Source organism: Leptothoe spongobia TAU-MAC 1115 (assembly GCF_018739885.1).
Taxonomy (GTDB): domain Bacteria; phylum Cyanobacteriota; class Cyanobacteriia; order Phormidesmidales; family Phormidesmidaceae; genus Leptothoe; species Leptothoe spongobia.
Genome location: NZ_JADOES010000052.1, coordinates 1 through 23918, shown reverse-complemented (window position 1 = coordinate 23918; position 23918 = coordinate 1). Strand labels below are relative to the sequence as shown.

The window sequence follows — 23918 nt, the reverse complement described above, 5'->3', positions numbered from 1 at the left end:
CCGGGAAATTCCGATCAGGTAAGGAAGTTCGTGGTTCGTGGTAGGTAGTTAGTCCCTGACTGGAGTTTAACGACTAACTACCAACGACTATCTTCCAGAAAACGTCCCACATTAATTAAGACTCCCTTCCCCTGCTCCCCCCACCTCCCCTGCTCCCCCTCACTCCCACGTTACGTTGCCCGTTTCCCCTCTCTCCTCTTCCCCCATGGTTTCTCTTCTAGAAAATCCCCTTCGCGTTGGTCTCCAACAAGATCGTATTCCAGAGCCTCAGATTCTAGTTATTTTTGGTGCATCGGGGGATCTCACCCAGCGGAAGCTGGTACCCTCTCTATATAAGATGCGTCAGGAGCGGCGGTTGCCTCCTGAGCTGACGATTGTCGGTGTCTCTCGTCGGGAATGGAGCCACGAATTCTTCCGAGAGCATTTGAAAAAAGGGATCGAAGATTATGGCGGTGGTATTCATAACCAGATGCTGTGGGAGAACTTTGCATCTGGGCTGTATTACTGCCCCGGCAATATCGATAAGCCTGAGAGCTATCAGAAGCTAAAGGCCTTTCTGAGCGAGCTGGATGAAGAACGGTATACGCGGGGCAATCGGCTGTTTTATCTGTCAGTCGCACCGCGCTTTTTTGCAGAAGCCACCCAACAGCTGGGGGCAGCAGGAATGCTGGCCGACCCAACTAAACAACGTTTAATCATTGAGAAACCCTTTGGTCGTGACCTGGGATCAGCCCAGGCCCTAAACCAAAAAGTGAGGGCAGCGGTCCCTGAAGAGCAGGTTTATCGCATCGATCACTACCTGGGTAAGGAAACGGTGCAAAACCTGTTGGTGTTCCGGTTTGCTAATGCCATCTTTGAGCCCCTATGGAATCGACAGTTTGTTGACCATGTGCAGATTACGGTGGCAGAAACCGTCGGTCTAGAAGGGCGGGCGGGCTACTATGAAACCGCCGGGGCCCTGCGAGATATGGTGCAAAATCACCTGATGCAGTTGTTCTGCTTGACAGCGATGGAACCGCCCAACTCTCTGGCAGCATCAAGTGTACGGGATGAGAAGGTGAAGGTACTCCAAGCAACGCGGTTGGCTGATCCCCTAAATTTGGATCGGTGTGCGATCCGGGGGCAATACACCAAGGGTTGGATGAAGGGCGAGTCGGTGCCGGGTTACCGTGAAGAAGACGGTGCCCCGACCGACTCTACCACCCATACCTTTGCCGCGATTGAAATGCGAGTGGATAACTGGCGCTGGCAAGGGGTGCCCTTCTACCTACGTACGGGTAAGCGAATGCCGAAGAAAGTGTCTGAAATCTCGATACACTTCAAGCAGGTGCCTCACCTGATGTTTCAGTCGGCGGCAAAGCAGATGAATGACAATATTCTGGCCCTACGGATTCAGCCTGATGAAGGGATTTCGATGCGGTTTGAGGTGAAGACGCCGGGTAGTTCCCTGCGCACCCGTCCGGTGGATATGGACTTCCGTTATGATGCGGCCTTTGGTCAACCTAGCACCGATGCCTATGCTCGATTGTTGGTAGATGCGATGCTGGGAGATCAAACTCTGTTTACCCGAGGGGATGAAGTAGAAGAGTCCTGGCGGGTATTGACCCCCGTTTTAGAGGCCTGGGATAGTCCGGCAGATCCGGCCCAGATTCCGCTGTATGAAGCCGGTACCTGGGAACCGGTAGAAGCTGAATTTTTGCTGAATAAGGTCGGTCGGCGTTGGCGGCGTCTTTAATCTCTTCCCTAGTCTCCCTCGATCCACTTAATAACTATCCAATCGCGCGTTTAAAACCATGGTGACCTCTCTAGTTACACTACAAAAACCTAAGGACATTTCTGTTGACGATATTGAAGCTGAACTTCGGGAGATATGGCATAACTATGCCAGCGGTGTCTCTGGTGTGGCAACGCGGGCGACTACGTTTAGTGTGATTATTTATGAGCCTGAGGAGATTCAACAGCTCCTGGCAGCGCTTGGGTTTTATACTAATCCCATTGATGGGGAGCATGGACCAGCGACGAGGAGTGCGATCGCAACCGCCCAACAAACCTATGATCTACCCATCACCAATCGTGTCGATCAAGCCACATTAAAGCGATTGCGTAAAGAGTTTAAGAAGTTGCCGCCTGAAAAGCGACGGTTTAGCAATGCCGACCTGCGGGGCTTTAACCTAAATGAGGCCTTAGCCGCTCAGAACCCCTGTCGAGTGATTACCCTATGTCCCACCTTTGATGATGAAGACACCGGAGTAACGGCCCAGGTCTCGGCCTACTGCCCGGTGCAAAAAAGCAGCGGTAGTCGGTTGGTATGCTGTGAGTACATCACCCTGCGGGGGACCAAAGAAGCCCTGGATCGGGTCGATACCCTGGTCAAGTCTTTGGTCATCGCTGACCTACCCAAATTTGTCTGGTGGAAGGCCACACCCAATCCTGAGCAGCTGCTGTTTCAGTCCATGGCCGAGGTGAGTAACTGCATTATTTTAGACTCCAGCTATTACGGTAATCCTGAGTCAGAGCTGTTAAAAATTCATCAGCTGGTGGCCAGTGGGACTAAAGTGGCCGATCTAAACTGGTATCGTCTGGCCCCCTGGCAGGAGCTATCTGCAGCGTCCTTTGATCCACCTGAGCGACGGGTGGCATTGTTGGAGATGGACCAGGTAGGTGTCGACTATGAGAAGGGGAATGCAGCCCAGGCGTTGCTTTACTTGGGGTGGTTGGCTAGTCGTCTAAATTGGCAGCCCCAGGACTATAAGCAAGAGGGTGGGGACTATGATCTGCGGCGGATTACACTAGATGGCAGCAAGCATGGCCGGTCCATCGATGTGGAGCTAGCCGCGATTCCGGTGGCGGATGTCGGTGAGGTGCTCGGTGATTTAACGGGCTTGCGGATGTCGTCGACCAATTTAGATGCGAACTGCTGCACCATTCTTTGCTCCGAGACAGCAGGTTGTATGCGGATGGAATCTGGCGGTGGTGCCCAGTCCTGTTATATCCAGGAGGTGACTGCAATTTCTGACCAGCGGTCTGATCTGTTGTTAGAGCAGCAGCTACAGCGTTGGGGAGAAGATGTGTTGTTTGAAGAGAGTTTAGAAGTGACAGCTCAGATTTTGAAGCTGTTGGATGCTGCTCAGAATTAGTCTCTCAATCCAACCCAAAAACAGCGTCAGGTATAAGCCATGTGCCTATGCCTGACGCTGTTTTATTATGTTTAACTAAGCCTTGCCGAGCGATAGGAAATCCTGGTTGATCCCAAAAGCCATTGTCCCTAATGGGTAGGGTTATCCTGACTTCACAATTCTTCAGGACATTGCAGACAATAGAAAAAGAAATCAATCAGGTTTGCTGATGAAGGAGCAAACTATTGATCTTAAACTGTTGATCTGTTGAGTTGAGAGCACATCCTATGCGTCAGATACGGAACTACGCATTAGTCATTGTCCTGAGCGTGGCATTAACCTTATCTTCCCTAAGATTATTCTCTAAATGGATAATCCCTCCCAGCGTGGCTGAGGTCGCTCCACCGACCACCCAGCTGGTACAAGCTTCAAGAATTCCAGATACGCCCCATAACTTTGTCGCGGCGGCGGTGGATCGGGTAGGACCAGCCGTGGTGCGAGTGGATACGGAACGTACGGTGGCGCCCCGTGCGCCTGATCCATTTTTTGATGATCCGTTTTTCCGTGGTTTCTTTGGCGATGATGCGTTTCCTCGGGTACCCCAGGAATTTCGTCAGCAGGGGCAGGGCTCCGGGTTTATTGTCGACCGTAGTGGTTTGGTCCTGACCAATGCCCATGTGGTCAGCGGCGCGGATAAGGTCACTGTCACGCTCAAAGATGGTCGTACGTTTGATGGTGAGGTCAAGGGCACTGACGAGCCGTCTGATTTAGCCGTGGTGAAGATTCAGGGCGATAATCTGCCGGTGGCTCCTGAGGGGGATTCTAGTCAGCTGCAGGTGGGTGACTGGGCGATCGCAGTAGGTAACCCCCTGGGGCTGGATAATACGGTCACTCTGGGGATTATTAGTACGCTGAACCGGTCTAGCTCTCAGGTGGGTATCCCGGACAAGCGCTTGGACTTTGTACAAACGGATGCAGCGATTAATCCGGGTAACTCGGGCGGCCCTTTGGTGAATGAGCAGGGCGAGGTGATCGGCATTAATACAGCGATTCGGGCAGATGCAGAGGGCATTGGCTTTGCGATTCCGATTAATAAGGCGAAGGAGATTCAGTCCTTCTTGGCTGAGGGCAAGCGGGTGCCCCATCCGTTTATTGGCATCCAGATGACAAACCTGACTGTGGAGCAGGCGAAGCAGTTTAATGAGGACCCCAACTCGGTGCTGACGATGCCTGAGACGGAGGGTGTGTTGATTGTGCAGGTGGTGCCGGATAGTCCGGCGGCAAAAGGGGGACTGCGCCGGGGGGATGTAATTGTGAAAATCGATGGTGAGGCGGTGACAACGGCAGAACAGCTTCAGGATACTGTCGAGGGTAGCAAGATTGGTCAGGGATTGCGGTTTGAAGTGATTCGCGGTGAGCAGACGGAGAGCTTGACTGTGCGTCCGGCGGAGTTACAGGAGGTCGGTCAATAGGCATAAGGGGCTGGGCTGGAACAAGGCGCAGCCCCTAAAGTGTTAAGTAAGCGGCCAAAACTAAACGTAGTGAGGAATAATCTTCTATTAGCCTATTCGTCAAGCCCCCAAACTCCCAATACTGGGGGCTTTGAGTCAGTACTTTATTTTTAAGCAGATCCCTTACCAGGATTGTTTATCAGTCAAGCTCTGCCAGGGCTTTGGTCATTTGTTTTAAGGAGTAATCACGATGCTGCTATGCCAAATTGAGATGCAAGCGTTGGATCCTGTGGCTCAGGAGCCGACTTATTACATTGTCGGTCGTTATGGGTTTGATCCAGGTCTACAGGAACAGGAAGAAGTTTGGATCAATTGGCAGATATGGGATAAGAATTTTGAGATTAGGTCCAAGATTGTTGGGCGACGCAAAGAGGTCTATGTGGATGGCAAAAGCATTGCCCTGGGCATGAGTGAGAGTGAGAAGGCGAAGTTTTTGGCGATTTATCCTGATGGCATGGAGACGTTGTCGAACGGGGCGAGTTTGTTTTTGCTGAGAATTTTTGTTGAGGCTTTGGATAAGGAACAATTATTTGCCGTGCAAAAAGCACTGGCGCAGGGTGAACGTCAGCTGAGACCCCAGGGACAGTTGCCTAAAACTGAAAACTAGCTATATTGGTCTGGCTTACGACAGAGTGGCATCAGCTTTTGACTGAGCCTGCAACCAATCGGTCAAATCATTGATAGATGGAAAGTCTTTATAAGCTTCTTCTAATAGCTGCAACTGGCTGAGGGAAATTTCTTTGATCTGATCTGATGTAGATGCTTCTAATGCTCCTAACTTTTGAATTAACTTTTTGACAACTTCAGTCTGCTTTTCAGTCAGTTGATTTAACCAGGTGTCTAGATCAGCCATTGCCTGAAATTCTAGAAGGGCTTCACCTAAATCCCCTAATTGCCTAAAGGATAACTGCCCAACTTGTAAGGACGCAGACTGGGATAATTTTCCTACCTTGCGAGTCAGCATACGTGTGAGCAGTGCTCGCTCCTGGGCCAAACCTTCCTGTACACCTTCTTCCCTGGCTTCTTGGTACACACGGGTGTCTTGCAAGCGTATATCCAGAATCATTTCTACCTCCTGCCGACTGATGTGGGTGAACTGATACACCATGATAGTGATGATTAACTCTATTATGGCTTGCTGCTCAGTGGTGTTGGTAATTTCTTGCTGTGCCCGAGCAACTAAGGTGCGGGCTTGCTGGGTTGCCTGGGTTTGGTTGGCACTGGTGAGCAGTATTAGCCCCAAACCCAAGGGTAAGTCTTGAGGATCGCCTAGCTCATCCAAGTAAATACGATGGACCTGATCGCTGGCTAGTAGGGCTCGATAGGGATGGGTTTGGGTTTGCTCAGTGGTACGGGCGGGATAGATGATGACGGCTTGCCAGTCGTCAAAGCGATGGCGTTGTCGGTAGAAGTAGAGAAAGGATTCGCCAAAGAGGCGCTCATAGAGTTTTTCATCTTTTTGAAATTGGACTTCGCAAAAGTAGACGGTGCGATTGTCGCCACCTTCGGGTGGCAGAAAGACGCCGTCAATTTCGAATTTAGGTTCTTTGATGGCGACTGAGTCGAAGCGATAGGCGGCTGCGTCAGAGGGGGATACAGGTAGCAGATCAAAGAGCAGGCTAGGCGATTTTTGGAATAGGCGGTAGAAGAGAGAATCGCGCCGCATTGCAATTAATAGAGGTGACCAGAACTAATGTATTACAAGCGGATGTGTGATGGCAACCTGTTTCAAGTGTTAGCAGGTGCTGATAATTTTTGTAAGAGTTCCCTGCGCGGAGTCAAAGAAGATATATTGGCTGGGTATGTTGACTCCGACTTCGCGCAGCCAACAGGATCTCTAGGACAGTTACGAACTTTCTCAGTTTCTAATACCAAATCCGAATTCCTCAACCCTGATTCAAAATGGACCATCCTGTAGGGGCACTCCCTTGTGGATGCCCTTCGATATCGGGCGCTATCAGTCAGGATTTCGTATAGTTTGTTCTTGTGAAATAGGTTTTAAACCTGACGCTGATTGATCTTTACTGGCTCCGAGAAAGTCCCAAATCTCTAAATCTCCAGCCGTCTCTTGTCGCTGGATTAACGCGGGGGAAATCTGCTCCAGGCTTTTAGACGTAATGCGTAGGGGCACAAATACCTTGTCTAAATCAGGTTTAAAGTCCCCTGGGGTTTTGAGTCCTTGGGTGCGATAGGAGCGATAGCCATAAATTAGACTTTTGTAGTATTCACCCTTGAACTGGGGGGTGATCTTCCACCAAAAGTTAATAGCCGCCGTTTCTAACTGGGCGACGATCCAAGCTGCCAGGGAATCGCTGCTGGCGTCTAGTTTTTCTTCGATGCGATCTAAAATCCGATTGATCAGATCCGTCAGGAATTTGTAGGCCAAGGCCAAAACAATGACACCGATGGAGGCCAACCCTACCAGGACTGCCAATCCCCATTGCCCCTGTTTTAGCAACAGGATGGTCGGGGCCAGGCCAATGCTGCCAGTGGACAGCCCTAATAGTTGTAAGATCTTTTGAATCCTGGTTCTTCGTGCCGCAATGCGTTGGACTTGCGAATCTTCAGCGGAGTTAGAGGCAGATTGAGCAGCAGGCAGGTTATCCGCCATGGCGTCTTCCAGGATTTAGTTTTTCAACGTCAGTATATTTGATTGCTCAAGGTTATATCAGGGATTAAGGAGCTGTTAAGAAACTAGCTCATGGCCTGAATTGGGAAATTGATAATTGGCAAAACCGGTTGCTTGGGGTCCCTCCGAGTTCCCCAAACCCCCTGGGCATGGCCGTTACGCCGCCCTACAACCCAACGTACTAGGTTATCTTTAATGGCATTAAGTTGGGGTTACGGCGGGGTCGATTATCAGTGCCCTGAATCGATTTCTGCGGAAAATTTAGCACAGAAAACCCAAACCATGAGGTTGTTTTTTTATGACTCCAAAAAATAAACATCTGAAAAACTGCGCGCCAGTCTGAATGCATATATGGGCACCTACAGATAACAGTAGAGTCATGGGGAAGACAGTTTTGGTGGCTTAATTCGTTATATAACGAATAAGGATCGTACTTCTGTACCCTGGCTGTAACCCCTGCTCGCCCATGTCGAATTCGTCTAATGTGACGCCTGCTGAACAGCTGCCCCGGCGTCCATATTTGGCTTTGCTACTTAAAGTTGGGGCTGGATTGGGGGTGGTGATCGCACTGGGGAGTATTGCCGGGGCAATTTGGGGCAAACGGGTGATCAATAGCCAGGTGATGCCGTTGGTGGAAGACCGAGTGGCTGATATCATCGAGCGACCGATTGATTTGGGCGATGTAGAGCGTCTGTCCCTCTCGGGAGTACAGCTGGGTAAAACCACACTGCCCTCAACGGCAACGGATGAGTCATCGGTGACAGTGGACCAGGTGTCGGTAGGTTTCGACTTGAAAAGTCTAGTCTTTCAGAAAACCTTTAAACCCGATATTGTCCTTGTCCGTCCCGATGTGTCCCTGGTGCAGAGCAAGGATGGACAGTGGTTTGAGCTATCCCTGCCGGATCCGCCTGAAGAAGAACCCGCCATCACCACAGAAATTCAGACCATTAAAATCCAGGACGCCCGTGTCAGTGCGTCAACATTAATTCAGGAGCCAAACGCTTTGGTCCCTCGGCAACCTGTGGAGGTCACCGGAGCTGATGTTATTGCTAAATTTTCTGGTGAAGAGTCCAAGCAAGTCTATTTTGACCTGACAGGTGATGTGGACGCTGGCAGTTTTGATATTAAAGGTGAGGGCGATCTAGAAAATCAGGCGGTAAAGGCTAACTTGCGGGTGCAAGACCTGCCGACCACTGGGGTGAATATCCTGTTGCCGTCCTTGGTGGGCCTGAGTTCAGGGAGTCTCAATACCAACCTGACGGTGGCTGCAGCTCTGACCGAGGACGGTAAGCTCGATGAATCGTCTGTGGATGTGCAGGGAACGGCCCAGTTTCGAGATGGTCAGGTATTGGTCCAGGATCTGCCTGAACCGGTGAGCAATATTCGTAGCCAGCTCAGGTTTCAGGGACAGCGGGTCACCCTGGAGAATACGGAACTACAGGTAGGCGATGTGGCATTATTGACCGCAGGCACCGTGGACTGGGATGACGGCTATGACCTCACCGCCCAGATTCCTGAGGTTAGCCTGGCCGATGTGCAAGCGTTGGCCGCTTTCGAACTGCCTGAGAACTTGCCGGTCGATCCGACGGTGCCCTTTGAACTCAATACTCAGGTGACGGGTGAGCTGACCGAGCCTAATGTCAAGGGACGCCTGGTAAATATTGAACCCTTACAGGTGGACAAAGTTCGCCTGGCCACGGTGTCTGCTGACTTTGTACTGCCGCTGCCGGAGTTTGAGCTGAAAGAGTTTGAGCTAACGGAGCTGCGTCTGGTCCCGGAAGCTGGTGGGGTGGTTCTGGCCCAGGGACAGGCTGACTTGACTGATTTGAAAAATCCTCAGTTTGAACTGACGGGTCAGGCAGATTTACCGGTGGATCCGTTTACTCAGCTCTATGGTGTGACGCTGCCACCGGAGATGGTGATTGGCTCCTTAACAGCAGAGCTAGAAGCTGAGGGGACTCTGGAAGCCCAGACGGCCTTTGCCCAGTGGCAATTGTCGGAGTCTACGTTTCCTGGTCAGGGGGAGCTCACCTTTGCTGATAATAGGTTGGTGGTGGACAATACTAGTCTGCAGGTGTTTGGTGGCACCGTCACGGCCAATGCTGTTGCCCAGCTAGAAGGGGGTGCCTGGCAAGCAACGGTGGCCACGGACCAGGTGCCGGTGGACCAGTTTACGCCTCAGGCCCAGGGTCTGTTGAGTGCTGAGCTGGATGCGGCAGGGAATTTGTATGAGTTTGATTTGGCTACGGTGCAGGCGGGGGGTAGGGCTGCGATCGCAAACACCCTCATCCTCATCCCCAACACCAACCAGCCCCTGCTAGAACCCGGCGACTGGACAACGGCCTTCCAGTGGCAGGGAGACCAGATTGCCATCGAGTCCTTTAACGCTCCGGGGGTTCAGGCAGACGGCACCATCGGCATCGATTTTGACCAGCCTATCCCCATCGGAGACTTAAACCTAAACGTTGCCCTACAACAGTTTGACCTGCACCCCCTCAACAACATTGCCCCAGCCAACGTGCGAGACTATGGGCAACTGGCGGGGCTCACCAGCTTTAACGGACAGATCACCGGCACATTAGACAATCCCCTACTGGCAGGAGCCGCTCGACTCGATAACCTCGCCCTCAACGACCTTGTTTTTGAACCCCTGGCCGGTCCAATCTCATTCTCCTTAGCAGAGGGTGGTAGCCTGGACCTAAAGGGATCCCAAGATCGGCTACAGCTAGCGTTGGACAATCGCTTCTGGCCCGTTTCCTTTGAAGTACGTAACCAGGAATTTGTCGCCCAGGGCTATGGCGAAGGCAATCAAATCCATGCCGACATTGTTCAGTTACCATTAGACAAATTAAATGTCCGACCTGCCGCAGGCTTTGGCCAGGTAGCGGGTTTATTAGATGCCAGCATAGACGCTGACCTGACAGACTTTGCTAACCCCATGGCCAGCGGTGAGGTGACCATTGTACAACCCACCCTAGCTCCGGTCGATGCCCAACAACTTGCGGCCACATTTCGCTATGCCGACAATACCGCCACCCTAGAGCAGGGAGAACTGCTGCTAGACAACAGTCGATATTTACTAACAGGTAGCGCCAGTGTTATCCCTCAGCTGCAATACGAGGGAGAACTAACCGTCGAAAAGGGACGCATCGAAGATCTGGTAGCACTGGTGGAAAAGATTGATCTGAGCGTCTTTCGTTTCCGAGACCAAACTAAACCAGAAGGATCTGCCGCTGATTTAGCCGTGGTACCTGCGGAGTTACCTGCTGGGTCCTTATTGGAACAACTAGAAGCTTTTGTGGCCTTTGTGGAAAGTCAGCCTAAAGATATTGACGATGGGGGGCAGCTGGTGATTCCAACCTTGGCCGATCTATCCGGTGGCTTTACCGGCACTATCGCCGTGACTGGAGATTCCCCCTATCTAAACGATGTCAAAGCCACCTTCGATATTCAAGGAGATAGCTGGCAGTGGGGACCCTACGCACCACCCAATGAATTTGTTATTAGCGGTGATGTGCAAGAACTGAGTGTGAATTTCGAACCAGTTTTAATCACGGCGGGAGAGACAATCATCAATCTATCTGGAAACGGCGATCTAGAACAGTTAACAGGCCAGCTGACGGTGGATAATCTGCCGGTCGAGCTAGCGGAATATATCTATCCCTTGCCGGTAGCGGCAACGGGTGAGTTGGATATATTCACACAGTTTGACGGTAGTTTAGCCAACCCGATCGTTGAAGGCGAAGCCATCATCGTCAATCCTCAGATTAATGACTATCCCATTGAACGGGTGGAGACAAACTTTAGCTATCGAAATGCCAGTCTAGATGTAGCTGGTGATGTGGCCATTGACCCTGATGATGCACCCATTACGCTGCGGGGGACCATTCCCTATGCCTTGCCCTTTATGACGGTGAAGCCGTCTACTGAGCGACTGGCCATCAAAGCAGTGGTGCCTGACGACAGTTTTGATGTGATTAACACCCTGAGCCAGGATCAGGTGCGTTGGGAGTCGGGAAGGGGAAAAGTTGTTGTTCAAGTAGACGGTACCCTCAATCAGCCCGTTGTTACGGGTAATGTCAAACTGCGAGACGGTGTGGTAGGTAGCGAATTCTTAGAAGATCCGATTACCGACCTGACTGGAGATATTCAATTTGATTTGACATTATTAGACAAACAATTTTCCCTTGGAGAATCCAACATTCCCCGTGTGGCTGGTGGATTAACGATTCCACAGCTGCAGGCAAATGTGAAGGACGGACAGCTACAGGTGAACGGACGACTGCCCCTTTCCCCCTTTGATCAGCCGACAGATGGCATCAAAATTACCTTAGGAGAATTACCCGTTAACTACAGCGGTACGGTCAAGTCCATATTTGATGGACAGATCATGGTTGATGGTTCAGTCATTGCTCCGGTGATAGGCGGTAATCTGGCGATTGGAGCAGGGAAAGTTAGCACCTTTGAGCTAGCCAGTCAATTTAGAAACTCCAATCGCGATGCTGCAGAGACGGACGCCAATCTTCTCAGAAACTCCAATCGCGATACTGCAGAGGCGGACGCCAATCCTCAAGCTGCAGATGAGCCTAATAACCCCATCGTTAGACAGATGGCCAAAGCTGTTGTTCTATACCGAGAGGAGTTTTTTGGAGAAGAAAATCTGGTGACTGAATCTTCTGACGAGCTACCATTGGGCATCGTTGGTCAACTGGTTAGTTTCAATGGCTTTGAAATTCAGCTGAGCGATCGGTTGTTGATTGAAGGACAGCCCCTCTTTAACCTGAGGGCATCGGGGGATATTGTTGTTGACGGTGCCCTGGCTAACCCAAGACCTGAAGGAGAAATTGAACTGGAGTCGGGTTGGATCAATCTATTTTCCACACAGTTTCGGTTGGATCGGGGTGAGGAAAATAAGGCTACCTTTATCCCCAGCAATGGCATCTATCCGATTTTGAATGCGACCATGAGAACTAGGGTGCAGGAAACAGATACCCCACGAGTGCCTGCCATTTCTGAATCAGGCTTTGTCTCATCTGAAGTCACTGACGATCAAAATATTGATGCCCTGGGGAGTGTGGAATACGTCACTATAAAAGCAAGTGTTGTCGATCTGAATGCGCGAGATCTGGCCCAGGGATCCACGGGCGAGGCCCAGGATAAGCTGGGTCAAGTGGTCGTCTTAGAAAGTGATCCATCCCGTGGTCAAGGCGAGCTAATATCTCTACTGGGCAATAATGTATTCAGTGGCATAACCAGTGCTGGGTTAACCCAGCTGGCGGGTTTTGTTGGTGCTGGCAATGTAGTTGGATTCTTGAACAACTTAACAGATGCCATTGGGTTTCAATCATTTAGCGTGTTTCCCACTACCGATACGGCGACGGATAGTACCGCCGGCATTGGCATTGGTGTAGAGGCTATCTTTGAAGTTACCGACGATATTAATGTCAGTGTTTTAGAGATCCTTAATAACGGTAATGCGCCTCAATTTGGTTTACAGTACGAACTGACCGAAGAGGTTCGACTGCGAGGCTCTTCTAACCTGGATGATACTGAAGTTAGGTTGGAATATCGACTTGAGTTTTAGGGGGTAAGTCACGGTGCCTATTGATATCAGCTTACTACGTCAATCTATCCGTCAGAACTTGGATACGGAGGAGTTGCTATTTTTACTTGATCGGGCAATTGAACTGATTCCCCAAGAAACATTGCCCGAATTGCTTAAAGGCGTCTTAGATCTAGATTCATTTCAGGTCGATGAAATAGCAGATGAGTTAATCCTGGAAGAAGTGCTTGATTTCCAAGCAGATAGCCTGGCTGGAGTATATTACGAATCCTTCAGGGTTAATTCACGTAATTATATGGACCAGTCGCGAGGGACCATCAACTGGATTGCTGAGTTTAAGCGATTGATGAATCGGTGTATTAAAGAATGTCAAGCAGGCGAATATTTCCAAGCACATCCAGCTTTCGAGGTCCTGATTGAACTTTTGGATGAAGTTGATGAATGTCGTGATGACATTATTTTCTTTGCCGATGAAAGCGGTTCCTGGCAGGTTGGTGTTTCTTGGGAGAATGTATTACCTTCCTACTTTACCGCGTTAGCTGAGGTTGTTGAGCCAGAGGTCTATGCCGAATCTGTTGTTAAGGTTGTGAAAAAACATGCTAATTATAGGGGGGATATACACTTAAAAACAGCAATGAAAATTGCTCAACCTGCCCAGCGCAAAGCCCTCAAAGCAATAATTTGAAATAAACATTGTCCACCGCCAGAACTAAAGGTTTGGCCTGTAGGTTTCATCTTGGACGTGGTTTATGTCTTCGCTTAAGGTGTAGTTGGTAGGCGGATGAGGCACTCATCAGTAGTCGGTCAAGGGGGTTACGAGTGATTGGTATCAGTGTTATCAGCTTTTGCTTGAGCCTGCAACCAATCGATTAAATCATTAACAGAGGTAAAGTCTTTATAAGCCGTTTCTAATTGCACTAGTTGACTGAGGGAAAGCGCTTTAACTTGCTCTGATGTGTCGTCTTCATACCGAGTTTCACGACAGGCACAACTTTTGTCGTGAAATGAACACGTACTGAATCATCTACTATATCGCCAAAGCTATAACCCATTGTAGATATCATCCTCTGGATTGTTCCACACGTTAATGAAAACTGGTTCAGTCAACCGTACGGATATACTAATCAAGAAAATATCTGTTTATATAGGTCACGGATTGTACGATGCCTGTTCAACGTTCTTCTTGTCGAGGATTAGCAATGCCCGTTTACTTAAAGATTTAGTCAGCGGCTTGAGTTGACTCTGAAATCGATCCGTTAGCTTTGTAGATTTCTAAAGCGCGACTATTTCAGTTCATATGGCAGTTTTTTTGAAATATGCACTTCGATTGACTGGTTTGGCTGGTCTAATGGGGTTGATGAGCTGTATTCCTAGCGGGTTTGCCGAGACGTCATCCCCTGTAGGTGCTCAACGCTTATCGGCATTGGACTTACAACCGCTGGAATACAGGCTAGATGTGCCTGGACGTGGTCAAGTAGTCACCACCACGATCACCTTTACTGAGTTTATGGACTCCGAAGGGTTTGATTATGGTGCCGTTGTGTATCTTCCCACCCACGATGTGGAAAGCGACTTTGCGCTTATCCACCATGATTTAAACGGTGATGACTGGGAAGATGTCCTGGTGCCGTTGATGGTGCTGCCTGAGAATGAACAGGATGCTAAAAATGAAGAGGATGGCTATTTTGCCTTAGCCGTAGTGCTAAATCAACAGGGTCGACCGGTTCATGCGGATACCGCTTTTTTTGGCGTGGTTTATGAGGTAGCGCTGGTAAATGATCAGATTGTAATCCAGGGTGCTCAAGAATTATGGGGAGACGAAGAGACCTTTGCCTATGGTTGGACAACAGAGGGCCTAGCTGAAATTAATCGGGTGCCGCTCGATCTGGATGCTATGCCGTTTCCTAGCGATAAGTTTGAATATCGTAAAGATGATTTGGAAAACTCACGCTTTATGCAGGCAGGTGCTGTGGATGATCCACTGGCGTTGACGCAATCACTGTTTGGTTATGTGCCGGAGCCGAATGAGGAAACTCGTCGTACTAATGCTGTCGAGGTTTTGGAAACGAGCGATCGGCGTCGGGTGATTGGTGTGACGACCAAAGGTGGGGGAGATGATTCGGTGTATGCCAGGCGCTATCGGTTAGTGTTTGTTCCGGATGGGGACCAATGGCGGATTGACTGGGTTGGACAACAGGTTTCTTGTTATGCGGATCGGGGACGTCAGGCATGGCATGGTGATTTGTGTTCGTAATTTCAATTATTTGGTTTTCCAGGTGCCGTGAAAGCCGAAGGGGATGATTTCGGGGAGCGCCAAAATACAAATGGGGCCTGCTTCTAGATTATCGGCGGGCAAAATCTGGAGGGTGCTTTGGTCTTGGTTGCCATCGAAGACTACGGTGAGGATCCAGTCGGTGCCTTGGGGGCCTGGGACATAGGTGGGTTCGATGGGGTAACAGCCGTTGGCAAATGTTAGTTGGCTAGTGCGACCGCTGTCAGGCTGTAAACAACCGATGCTGTCGAAATATTCTTCGTTTTTGGGTTGGGATTTATAACAATAGAAGAGAGAGTTATGGTACTGTCCCACATCCTGGGGCGCTACGATGGGAAACTCGCATTCTTGATCTAGCTGGGGCTCGTTAGATAGAACTTTGCCTACAGCGGCATCTATCCTCAATCGATATAATCGCGCCGATACTGGAGTTTTTGGATATCCTGTAACAAATTCTTTGAGCCACTGATTGGTGTCAAAGTTGTCGTAGCGGACATAGTCAATCACCACTGTCCCATCGGCTACTTGATAGCCATTGCCAAAGTGCCACTGAAACCAGGGATCGGTTTCAAATCGGGAGACTTCTTCTAGGGTATGGCGATCAACAACAATAACTTGCGTGCCATGCTGAGGTTGCCATTGCATGGCATCGCTAAAGCCCTTGTTCTGTAACAAAATTGGTAATAGCGACAGGACTACAGGTGGGATGAGAAAAATAAGGTAGGGACCCGCTAGGACAAAGTCATGGACCAGGGATGTTCGGGATAAAGGGAGCTGCCCCTGTTGGCGGATCTGGCCGGTGGCATCGCTGCGGTAAAGCTGAATGTAATTCCGACGACCTAAGACAACACCGAAGTTATACAGGTCTCCTGTTTGGGTATCCCATTTGGGATGAGCTGAATAGGGCTGACGGGGCTGCAGTATGCCTAAATCGTCTAAACCCAGGGTTTCTAGGGTTTCTAAATCCAGGGCATGGGGATTGTCTGCCTCCCATAGGGCCAACAGTTTATCTGGTAGGGCAAAGACAGAGGTATTGGCTACGTTTTTGGGTTTAGCGCTCAAACGCTTCCAGAATGGACCGGAGGCTGGTTTTCCATAGCCGGGATATAGATATCGGTTGGCGGCTACTTCTGCTTGGAGTCCCTGGGTTTGGACATAGCGATACAGTCCTGTTGCGCCCCCAGCGGCAAAGTGGATGGCCAGGATGCCCCCATCACCATCAAACCAGTGATCAACGGTCTCTCCTGCGCGCTGCAGACGACCGGGACCATTGCGATACAGGCTACCGCGTAAATCTGTCGGAACCTGTCCCACGAGTACGGTTAAGGGGGTGGGACCAAATTCGACGGTGGGGGTTGCGATCGCACGAGACCACAGTGGTTTACCCTGACTAAATGCATTGCGATCGCGGGTTGGGGCTGGCATCACATGACTGGGAGCTATGAACAGTTCCCAGTATAGGGAGCCATGGTATATCGACTATAGGGTATATCAGCTAGCTGACAACGCCGTTCTCATGCATTTTGTGAGCAGGTGATTGCAGTAGTCCATCATCTGAAACACAGAGGAAAAGCGATGTTTGAGCACATGGCTGTGGTCTAACCAAATCACAATGGTGACTAGGCCGAGAAACACACGCTGGGCACTCCAGCGGAGAGAATCAAGCAGCGGTGTGGATCGGGTCATATATTCGCAATGGAACTGGATGTGGGTGGTTTCATCCTGCAGAATCCGTTCGAACAGTTGTTTGGCTTGGGGATCCTGGCTGGCGCGGGCTAGGGATGAATAGTAGGCAATGGCAATAATCTCCGCCATGAGCAACAGTGATAACATCATCTCTGGTCCCACTAGTTTGCGCAGATGCCGAAATACGCTATCGGTCCATTGTTTGGTCAGTGTCCCGGCACCGTTGACATGGAGCACCCGACTTAAATAATCTGCATGGCGCTGTTCTTCACCAATAAACTGTTGAATCGCTTTCACATAATCTGGCGCGTTATGGCGGGCTGCATACTGTTGGGCAATGGCCATCAGCCGCTTACCCTCGGACTGTTCGGCTAGTTGAAAGGCTTGAATCGATTTGATAAATGCGGGGTCTAATTGCACCGTGTGTACATCGAAGTTGGCGGCAAATTGTTGCCATTGCTGGGTATTACGCGAAAATAGTCTGGCCCAGTCTTTAGTGAGTTTGACAGTCGATGTGAAAGTAGTGGCGGTCATGGGAACATCCAATAGCGTGAGCGTTGGACTTCAGGCTGACTAGGCCTGTTTTCCTGATGGATGATCTTGTCTTCATCGAGACTTTAGATCGGTATTTTAGATCGGTATTTCTGGACCTGGCACCAGCTTCTTCGGGTATGCCACAATGGCCAGACCGGCAACGAAAGATAACGAATGAATGATTATCGCGCTCCGTTAAGGCGAGTGGGTATTGTACTGATTTTAATAGGCATGGTCGACATCATCTACATGATCTATGCCCTATTAAACGATCAGAGTTATTCCTCCTGGCTCAATATCCTGGCTGTCATTGCCGGGGGCTTTCTGCTTCGGGGTAAGCCAGCGGCTGTTCCTATCGTCACCTGCTGTTCAGCGTTTGCGATCGCGAGCTTTGTGAGCACAATCGTTCTTTATCCCTTTTTAAGGCCCTTAGAACTATGGGCCATTCAGTTTCGCCTTGAGCCGGTGAGTCTTTCTGTGTCACTGCTGATGAAACTCGCCGTGATTATTCTCCTTTGCTGGGTATACAAGCAACTGTGGCAGACATCGGTGGTATCGGCCAGTCGTAAAGCTGGCCATGGGGTCTCTGTGCCGAGAGTCGCGTTTATTCTAGGTGCACTTTACACCATATTGCCGTTCGGCGTTATAAACGCTATGCGCAATAGCGCAGGTGCCTCTAACGCCTTGAAACTAGCTCGAACGCAGTACGGAAATGAGTATAAGTATCACCTGACGGGTATGGATTGGTCAGAGAAGCAGGTACGGGCAAGTTTCACTGCCTACAATGAGCAAGAGATCAAGCTTGTACAAGTAGAGTGGCAGAGGTGATTAGGATTTATTGAGAGAGTTCCAGTCGAGACCTGCACGAAAATAAAGAACCATTAAAATAACCTCATGATTTGAGTTTTATACTCTAAATTTCCCGCAGAGACCAGTCCAGAACATTTATAATTGACACCGCCGTAACCCCAACTTAATGCCATTAGGGATAACCCAGTATGAGGGTTGTAGGGCGGCATCCCGCCATGCCCATGGGGGTTTGGGGAACTCGGAGGGACCCCAAGCAACACCTTGAAACTCCTAACCAACTGTCCAAGCTATTGTCCTATTCAAAATCCCGCCGATTACCACTAGTAGATCGCAACAATTACTAGTTACAAACTCCTAAATAAATTCTTGTAATTCCTGGAGTAGTTTCTGATAAAGCTTAGTCTGAGCATCATCCAGGGTTTCTCGGGCGTCTTGTCGTTTCTTTAAGCCGTAGAAAATTGCTAGTTTGCGCAGTTTCTCAGCATCGGGAATGATGCGGTCAAAGTTTGGTTGCCAGTCTGCGTTAACATCCATCTGGCCATCCGGGGTACCTAGAGATGCCGCTAGTTTTTGGTTGTTTAAAGCGATTTCTTCACTGCTACCCACCCGGATAGGGGCCTGGACGACTTTGACGACAATGTAGTCGTGGGGCAAGGGTTTAGCGGCATCTGCTGGCGCTAGGTGTTTGACCTCTAGTTTGTGGAGTTTATAGGGGGAGGCATCGATAGGTTCTTTGAAGAAAATATAGGCCCCATAGCGCAGACGGGCTTCGCCTTCGCCGCCTTCTCCGTAAAGGTCTAGCTTGCTCAAGAAGATTTGACGCTTTTCGCTTCTGACGCTGTTAACTTTCTTCATCACATCGAAGGCCACACCACCAAAGGGTAAAAAGGAACTGAGAACAACGCCAAAGGTGTTTTTGATCATACTGAGACCTTTGGCGATACTTTTGTCCAGGCTAATGTCCCCCGGCAGTTCCATCACTTCGATTTCTAGATGGACCCGGTCTAGTTTGGAATAGTGGTCTTGAGAGTAGATATACTCACACAGCAGATTATTTCTGACGACTCCTGCAGGGACATCGTTCTCAAAGAAGTTAATGGATTCTACAATGGCGTCATTGCCGTATTTGAGTCGCGATCTCACCAGCAAATCATTATCACTTTTGCGATCGTACTTTTTGACAATCAGCAAACTCTCTAATGTGACCAAAAACGAATCACCCTCATTTGCCAGGGGTTCAGCTGCAGATGGTTTTAGGTCCGCTGGCCTTAGCGGTGCCCCCGCCTCAGCATCGAGCTCATTGAGGGGGACAAACCAATGGGTGGTGGGGTAAAAATTTTGAGTGTCGATTCCCATACTAAGGCATACCACAGGGCACAGCGATTGTTAACCATACTCAATAGCAACCCAATGCTCATGAAAAAATTAGCAATACGATACAGTATCGCTTCTTGTTCTAGCTTATCTGGGCATGTGTGGATATAGAGGCCCGGCGGAACCACCCCGATTAAACCGCAAGTCGATTTTCTAACTGGATGCCTTCGGAGATCGGATCCGTCTTTGTCGCGGTAAGGGGTTCACAATTTCGTAGGGAGTGCCCCATTCATTTAACGATAGCTGTAGGCCCGTCAGGGGGAGACGAATATCATTCAGGGTTAGCTGGCCAGAACGTTCTTGCTGCCGCTGTTGCTGCCGTTGTTGCTGTTGCCAGCGTCGATAGTTGTGATAAGCACGATGACATGAACCACACAGAACAACCTTAGAATTTCCCTGCAATCTTTTTCTAGGACTGCGTGATTTAGCCTGAGTGACAATAATAGGAACGTCCGTGTGAAGCTTTGTCACATGAAGCGTCCAGCGTTTTGGATGAGCGGCAATTTCATCCCTGTCATGCCCCACTCGGAGGGCAAAGTCATCCACTAGTTCATCATGACGGCGGCACAGTCTTCCACAGGCGCTACATTGCCAGTTAGCCGCTTGTTTGAGCGCTAGGGCATTCGGTTGTTTTGCATTTTGACTGGACGACGGCATCTATAGTAGGAACACTCTGGTCTGGGCCATAGCTTAGCGTTAAATGGTCGTTTTGCAAGGGGGGTGACCGTAATATTGCACCTATACCCTTGATGTAGTGTCTATACTGATGCGAATCCACTAAATATGGATTTCAGTCAACTGATAGGAATTGAGTAGAGAATGACAATACTGAAAAATGGCTTTGTATTTTTAGCGAAATTTAGTGACCCGTTTAAAGGCTGAGTCCACTATACGAGGACTGCCATCAACCAGCTGCACTATGAACGTTCGCTCTTCTGTTTGCGTGGAGCCATCGTTGTAAACATAGGTATTTTGGCCCAGAAACTCTATGTACTCGGGCGTTTGGGCGGTTACCTGCAAATTCTCGACAGAGACCTGCTGAAACTGTTCAAAAAAATCAGGGTTAAATTGCTGGGCTACAGTATCACTGGTTTGAGATTTTGCCTGATCCCAAGATTTTCTTGAAATATATTTATAGAAATCATCGATAACAGTTTGGGCGATGGCTGGCGTTAGGGCGGTGCCCTTGTCTTCGGGCTGGGGGGTGGGTTCCGGGTCTGTAGCGGGGGCCGGAATCCGATCTGGGATAGTGTCTGTATCAGTAGCAGTAACTGCTGGCTGATTGGGTGATATGGGACTACAGGCACGCCCAATCAGTAACCCCGTTGCCAAGAAAAGTGTGCCAATAATGATGGCAGGAATCGGTAGCTGACGGCGAGGGGATGGGGTAGACTCCACCGATGGGAGGGAGACTACCTCTGTAGCCATGGGGGCACGCGCTCCGGCAGCCACAGCCGTCGGGGGAGACTGTGCCATGGCAGGTACGGTCAATCCTGTTGGTTCAGGGACAGGGGGAGCGGGTTCTGTTTCTACAGAGACAGGCATGGCTGGACTATACTGCTCCAGCTCTTTGGGCAAGGCTTGTAGGGCATTTAGCGCCTCCTTGGCCGAGGGATACCGAGTGCGAAAGTCGTAGCGCACCATGGTGTCCAATACGCCCACCAGGTCTGGATGGAGGTGCCGGGCATAGGAATGCCAGTCCAGCTCCCCAGTTTGAGCATGAGGTGTGAGGTATTTGGGTAGCTGACCGGTGAGGGCTTGGATTCCCATGACCCCGACGGCATAAACGTCGCTACTAAACTGGGGCTGGCCCGCTAGCTGCTCGCTGGGCATATAGCCATGGGTGCCAATGGAGATGGTATGGCTGATCCCTCCTGCTGGTTGAGTTCCGGCTTGTTTGACGGCACCAAAATCGATTACGACAATGCAGTTATCTTGATTTCTGCGAATCAGGTTTGAGGGTTTCAGGTCCCGATGAATGACTCGATGTTCATGGACAAAGGCCAGGGTTTTTAGCACATCCCCTAGAAAATCAATCACTTTGGGCACATCCCATGGGGTGATTTCAAATTCGTCTGCTAAGGAATGACCTTCGATCAGTTCTTGGGCGAGGTAAAACTCTTTGTTTTCCTCAAAGTGGGCAAGCAAATGGGGAATCTGGGGATGGGAGCCTAGCTGGTAAAGAACCTTGGCCTCGGTATCAAACAGGCGACGGGCTACTTGCAATCCTTCTGCATTGTCTACCTGGGGGTTAAGCTGTTTGACCACGCATAAGGGATGCCCTGGCAGGTGCAGGTCCTGGGCACGGAATGTTTGGCCAAAGCCACCGACTCCTAGGTTTTCTACGATTTTGTACCGGCCTCCGAGGGGTTGGTCTGACCTGTTTTGGGAGCGTCGGAAGTTTAGGTCCATTGGTGTTAGAGAGCGGGAGAGGCGGTAGGTTGGATAACAGCACGTAGGCTTTGCCTTCTCGGAGAGTAACCCAACGAGAAGTTAGGGGGCAGGGGAGGTTCCGTTCAGCCTACAAAGGGCCTTTTAGTTGGCTTCGGGGGAGTAGATTTCGGTGATGGCTTGATCTGAGATTACAGGATTTGAAGGCGATTCGACGCTTTTGGCCAGGGCTGCGGGTGGATCTTGATAGAACTCTATACAAAACAGAAGAGCCCTATTATATAAGGCTTTCAGCTATGCGGGAATGAATCAGGGCTTTATAGTCTGGTCATCAGTTTGGATGCAGCAACTTTTACCCTGACCTTGCCGTAACTCCTGAATCTTTGCAACAAGCGACAACTTCCTTGCGGGGGGTGTGGGGGAGTTGAGGCCCCCACGAACAGGAGGAGTTCGGGGAGGAAAGCCCTGAGCAACCCCTATTGCAATTGCCCAATATATCTTGTGAGGTTGGCACGTGGCAAAACCGGCTGCATGGGGTCCCTTCGAGTTATACGAAATCCTGACTGATAGCACCCGGTATCGAAGGGCATCCACAAGGGAGTGCCCCTACAGGATTGTCTATTTTTAATCGGGCTTAATGAATTCGGATTTAGTATTATCTAGCCTTTGGGTAAACAAAATTGCTCATAATTATGACCATGAGCCTAATTCTTGAATAAGCCCGAAGTAAATTCAGTCTAATTAACCTCAGGAGAGTATATTTCAGTATCATTCCCATCTGAAATCACAGGACTTGACGGCGACTCAACACTTTTAGCCAACGCCGCAGGCGAATCCCGATAAAACTGATAAAGCGCCTGACTATCTTCAAAATCACGGTCTTCTGCGATCGCATAAATAAACCCTTTCTGCAGCAACCACCGACCCACCAACATCGCCCCACCATGGGTGTAATGACGCTGTTGCCGTAACCATGCCACCGCAGCCGTCCCCGTAAAGTAAATAGGCGCAGACTCAGGCTGCTCCGGACTCACCTGCAAGTCGATGCCCTGGGGTCCCTGCATAGCCTCAGCTAAAGCTTCCACATCAAGATTAGCCAGCAGATCAGGTAGAGGCGGAGTCTGCTCTACTGTTTGTTCAACAGGCTGCTCAACGGGAGGAGAGGGAACTTGAGACGGTAGTGGTTCTGGCGATGCTGTATGAATAGAAGAAGCCGGGACGTCAATGGCTTGCTGCTTGAGGATGGCAATAATCTCGTCCAACTGAGGCGATCGCAAATGCAGATCCTGCTGAGGAAACGGAACTTCAATACCGTAATGACGCAGGCTAGCCTCAATGGCATAGTTCAAATCACTCTTTACCCGAAATTGTTTACGCGGATCCCCGGTCCATACCATGATTTCAAAATTGAGGGCACTATCCCCAAAACTTTGAAACCAGATTTCTGGTTCAGGCCGCAGTAATACTTCAGGATGACGTTTAACCGCTTCTAACAATGCCGTTTTCACCTGGGCAATATCAGACCCATAGGCAACGCTAACGGGCACCCGTAGACGCGAGACAGAGTTGCCGTGGCTCCAGTTAATGACTTCACTTTCTAAAAAGCGAGAATTAGGCACAATAATGGTGACCTTATCCAGGGTATTAATTTCAGTACTGCGGGCTCCCACTTGTTTCACAATGCCCACCAGGTCACCGATTTTGATAAAGTCTCCTACCTGAATGGGGCGTTCCAGGGTAATAATAAAACCACTAATCAAGTTGTTGGTAATAGTCTGCACCCCAAAACCAATACCCACACCGAGTAAACTGGCTAGAATGGCGAGGGAACTGGCATCAATACCAAATGCTTGTAACAGAATGATGGTGCCCAAAAAGAGCAAACCGTATTGAATGGCAGCCCCCAGGATATCTTGGAGCCGAGATTCTACCCTGGCTCGTTTAAGGATATAAATCAGCCCTCTAAAGGTCATTTTAACTGTGTTTAATATTTGCGATATCCCTTTATCTATAAGCTTTTAAGCTGGCTATC

General features: G+C 49.8%; 16 protein-coding genes and 1 pseudogene. 8 read left to right on the top strand and 9 right to left on the bottom strand.

Annotated elements, in window-relative coordinates; all coding sequences use genetic code 11:
• The first annotated feature begins 205 nt into the window (after window positions 1-205).
• The 4 genes from zwf to IXB50_RS19575 all read left to right on the top strand — a co-directional run bounded on the left by zwf (window position 206) and on the right by IXB50_RS19575 (window position 5234).
• A complete protein-coding gene (gene zwf / locus IXB50_RS19590) occupies window positions 206-1735 on the top strand; it encodes a glucose-6-phosphate dehydrogenase (protein ID WP_215610687.1) in 1530 nt (509 codons plus the stop codon).
• 58 nt (window positions 1736-1793) lie between these two features.
• The gene (gene opcA, locus IXB50_RS19585) at window positions 1794-3137 is read left to right on the top strand and encodes a glucose-6-phosphate dehydrogenase assembly protein OpcA (protein WP_215610686.1); all 1344 of its coding nucleotides are present in this window, start codon (window positions 1794-1796) and stop codon (window positions 3135-3137) included.
• Between the two features lie 266 nt (window positions 3138-3403).
• Entirely contained in the window at window positions 3404-4588 is a 1185-nt protein-coding gene (locus tag IXB50_RS19580) for an HhoA/HhoB/HtrA family serine endopeptidase (RefSeq protein ID WP_215610685.1), read from the top strand.
• 229 nt (window positions 4589-4817) lie between these two features.
• Entirely contained in the window at window positions 4818-5234 is a 417-nt protein-coding gene (locus tag IXB50_RS19575) for a hypothetical protein (RefSeq protein ID WP_215610684.1), read from the top strand.
• 15 nt (window positions 5235-5249) lie between these two features.
• On the opposite strand, the gene IXB50_RS19570 is transcribed toward IXB50_RS19575, so the two are convergent.
• Complete coding sequence (locus IXB50_RS19570) at window positions 5250-6293, bottom strand: Rpn family recombination-promoting nuclease/putative transposase (RefSeq protein ID WP_215610683.1); 1044 nt, start codon at window positions 6291-6293, stop codon at window positions 5250-5252.
• Window positions 6294-6584: 291 nt separating this feature from the next.
• Window positions 6585-7238 carry a hypothetical protein gene (locus tag IXB50_RS19565; RefSeq protein WP_215610682.1) on the bottom strand — a complete coding sequence of 218 codons (654 nt, stop codon included), beginning with the start codon at window positions 7236-7238 and terminating at the stop codon, window positions 6585-6587.
• Window positions 7239-7722: 484 nt separating this feature from the next.
• On the opposite strand from IXB50_RS19565, the gene IXB50_RS19560 reads away from it, so the two are divergent.
• Both IXB50_RS19560 and IXB50_RS19555 read left to right on the top strand, forming a co-directional pair.
• Entirely contained in the window at window positions 7723-12840 is a 5118-nt protein-coding gene (locus IXB50_RS19560; protein WP_215610681.1) for a translocation/assembly module TamB domain-containing protein, read from the top strand.
• 13 nt (window positions 12841-12853) lie between these two features.
• Window positions 12854-13504 (top strand): hypothetical protein, encoded by a 651-nt coding sequence (locus tag IXB50_RS19555; RefSeq protein WP_215610680.1) that lies wholly within the window; start codon window positions 12854-12856, stop codon window positions 13502-13504.
• Between the two features lie 128 nt (window positions 13505-13632).
• Here IXB50_RS19555 and IXB50_RS22895 read toward each other — a convergent pair.
• Window positions 13633-13773 (bottom strand): annotated as a pseudogene (locus IXB50_RS22895) (hypothetical protein); the annotation flags it as partial.
• A gap of 343 nt (window positions 13774-14116) precedes the next feature.
• Between IXB50_RS22895 and IXB50_RS19545 the strand changes: the two are divergent.
• Window positions 14117-15073, top strand: a complete 957-nt coding sequence (locus tag IXB50_RS19545) for a hypothetical protein (protein ID WP_215610679.1) — start codon at window positions 14117-14119, stop codon at window positions 15071-15073.
• A 6-nt stretch (window positions 15074-15079) separates the two neighbouring features.
• On the opposite strand, the gene IXB50_RS19540 is transcribed toward IXB50_RS19545, so the two are convergent.
• Together IXB50_RS19540 and IXB50_RS19535 are read right to left on the bottom strand one after the other, a co-directional pair.
• Window positions 15080-16516 (bottom strand): carotenoid oxygenase family protein, encoded by a 1437-nt coding sequence (locus IXB50_RS19540; protein WP_215610678.1) that lies wholly within the window; start codon window positions 16514-16516, stop codon window positions 15080-15082.
• Between the two features lie 66 nt (window positions 16517-16582).
• Window positions 16583-17311, bottom strand: coding sequence for a ferritin-like domain-containing protein (locus IXB50_RS19535; RefSeq protein WP_215610677.1), 729 nt, complete (start codon window positions 17309-17311; stop codon window positions 16583-16585).
• A gap of 174 nt (window positions 17312-17485) precedes the next feature.
• Between IXB50_RS19535 and IXB50_RS19530 the strand changes: the two genes are divergently transcribed.
• Window positions 17486-18139: a hypothetical protein gene (locus tag IXB50_RS19530; RefSeq protein WP_215610676.1), complete on the top strand. Its 654-nt coding sequence runs from the start codon at window positions 17486-17488 to the stop codon at window positions 18137-18139.
• A gap of 336 nt (window positions 18140-18475) precedes the next feature.
• On the opposite strand, the gene IXB50_RS19525 is transcribed toward IXB50_RS19530, so the two are convergent.
• The 4 genes from IXB50_RS19525 to IXB50_RS19510 form a co-directional block, all read right to left on the bottom strand.
• On the bottom strand, window positions 18476-19477 hold the full coding sequence (locus IXB50_RS19525; protein WP_215610675.1) for a hypothetical protein: 1002 nt from the start codon (window positions 19475-19477) through the stop codon (window positions 18476-18478).
• Between the two features lie 171 nt (window positions 19478-19648).
• Window positions 19649-20152, bottom strand: coding sequence for a hypothetical protein (locus tag IXB50_RS19520; protein ID WP_215610674.1), 504 nt, complete (start codon window positions 20150-20152; stop codon window positions 19649-19651).
• Between the two features lie 192 nt (window positions 20153-20344).
• The gene (locus IXB50_RS19515; protein ID WP_215610673.1) at window positions 20345-21907 is read right to left on the bottom strand and encodes a serine/threonine-protein kinase; all 1563 of its coding nucleotides are present in this window, start codon (window positions 21905-21907) and stop codon (window positions 20345-20347) included.
• A 716-nt stretch (window positions 21908-22623) separates the two neighbouring features.
• Complete coding sequence (locus IXB50_RS19510; protein WP_215610672.1) at window positions 22624-23859, bottom strand: mechanosensitive ion channel domain-containing protein; 1236 nt, start codon at window positions 23857-23859, stop codon at window positions 22624-22626.
• Between the last annotated feature and the right edge of the window lie 59 nt (window positions 23860-23918).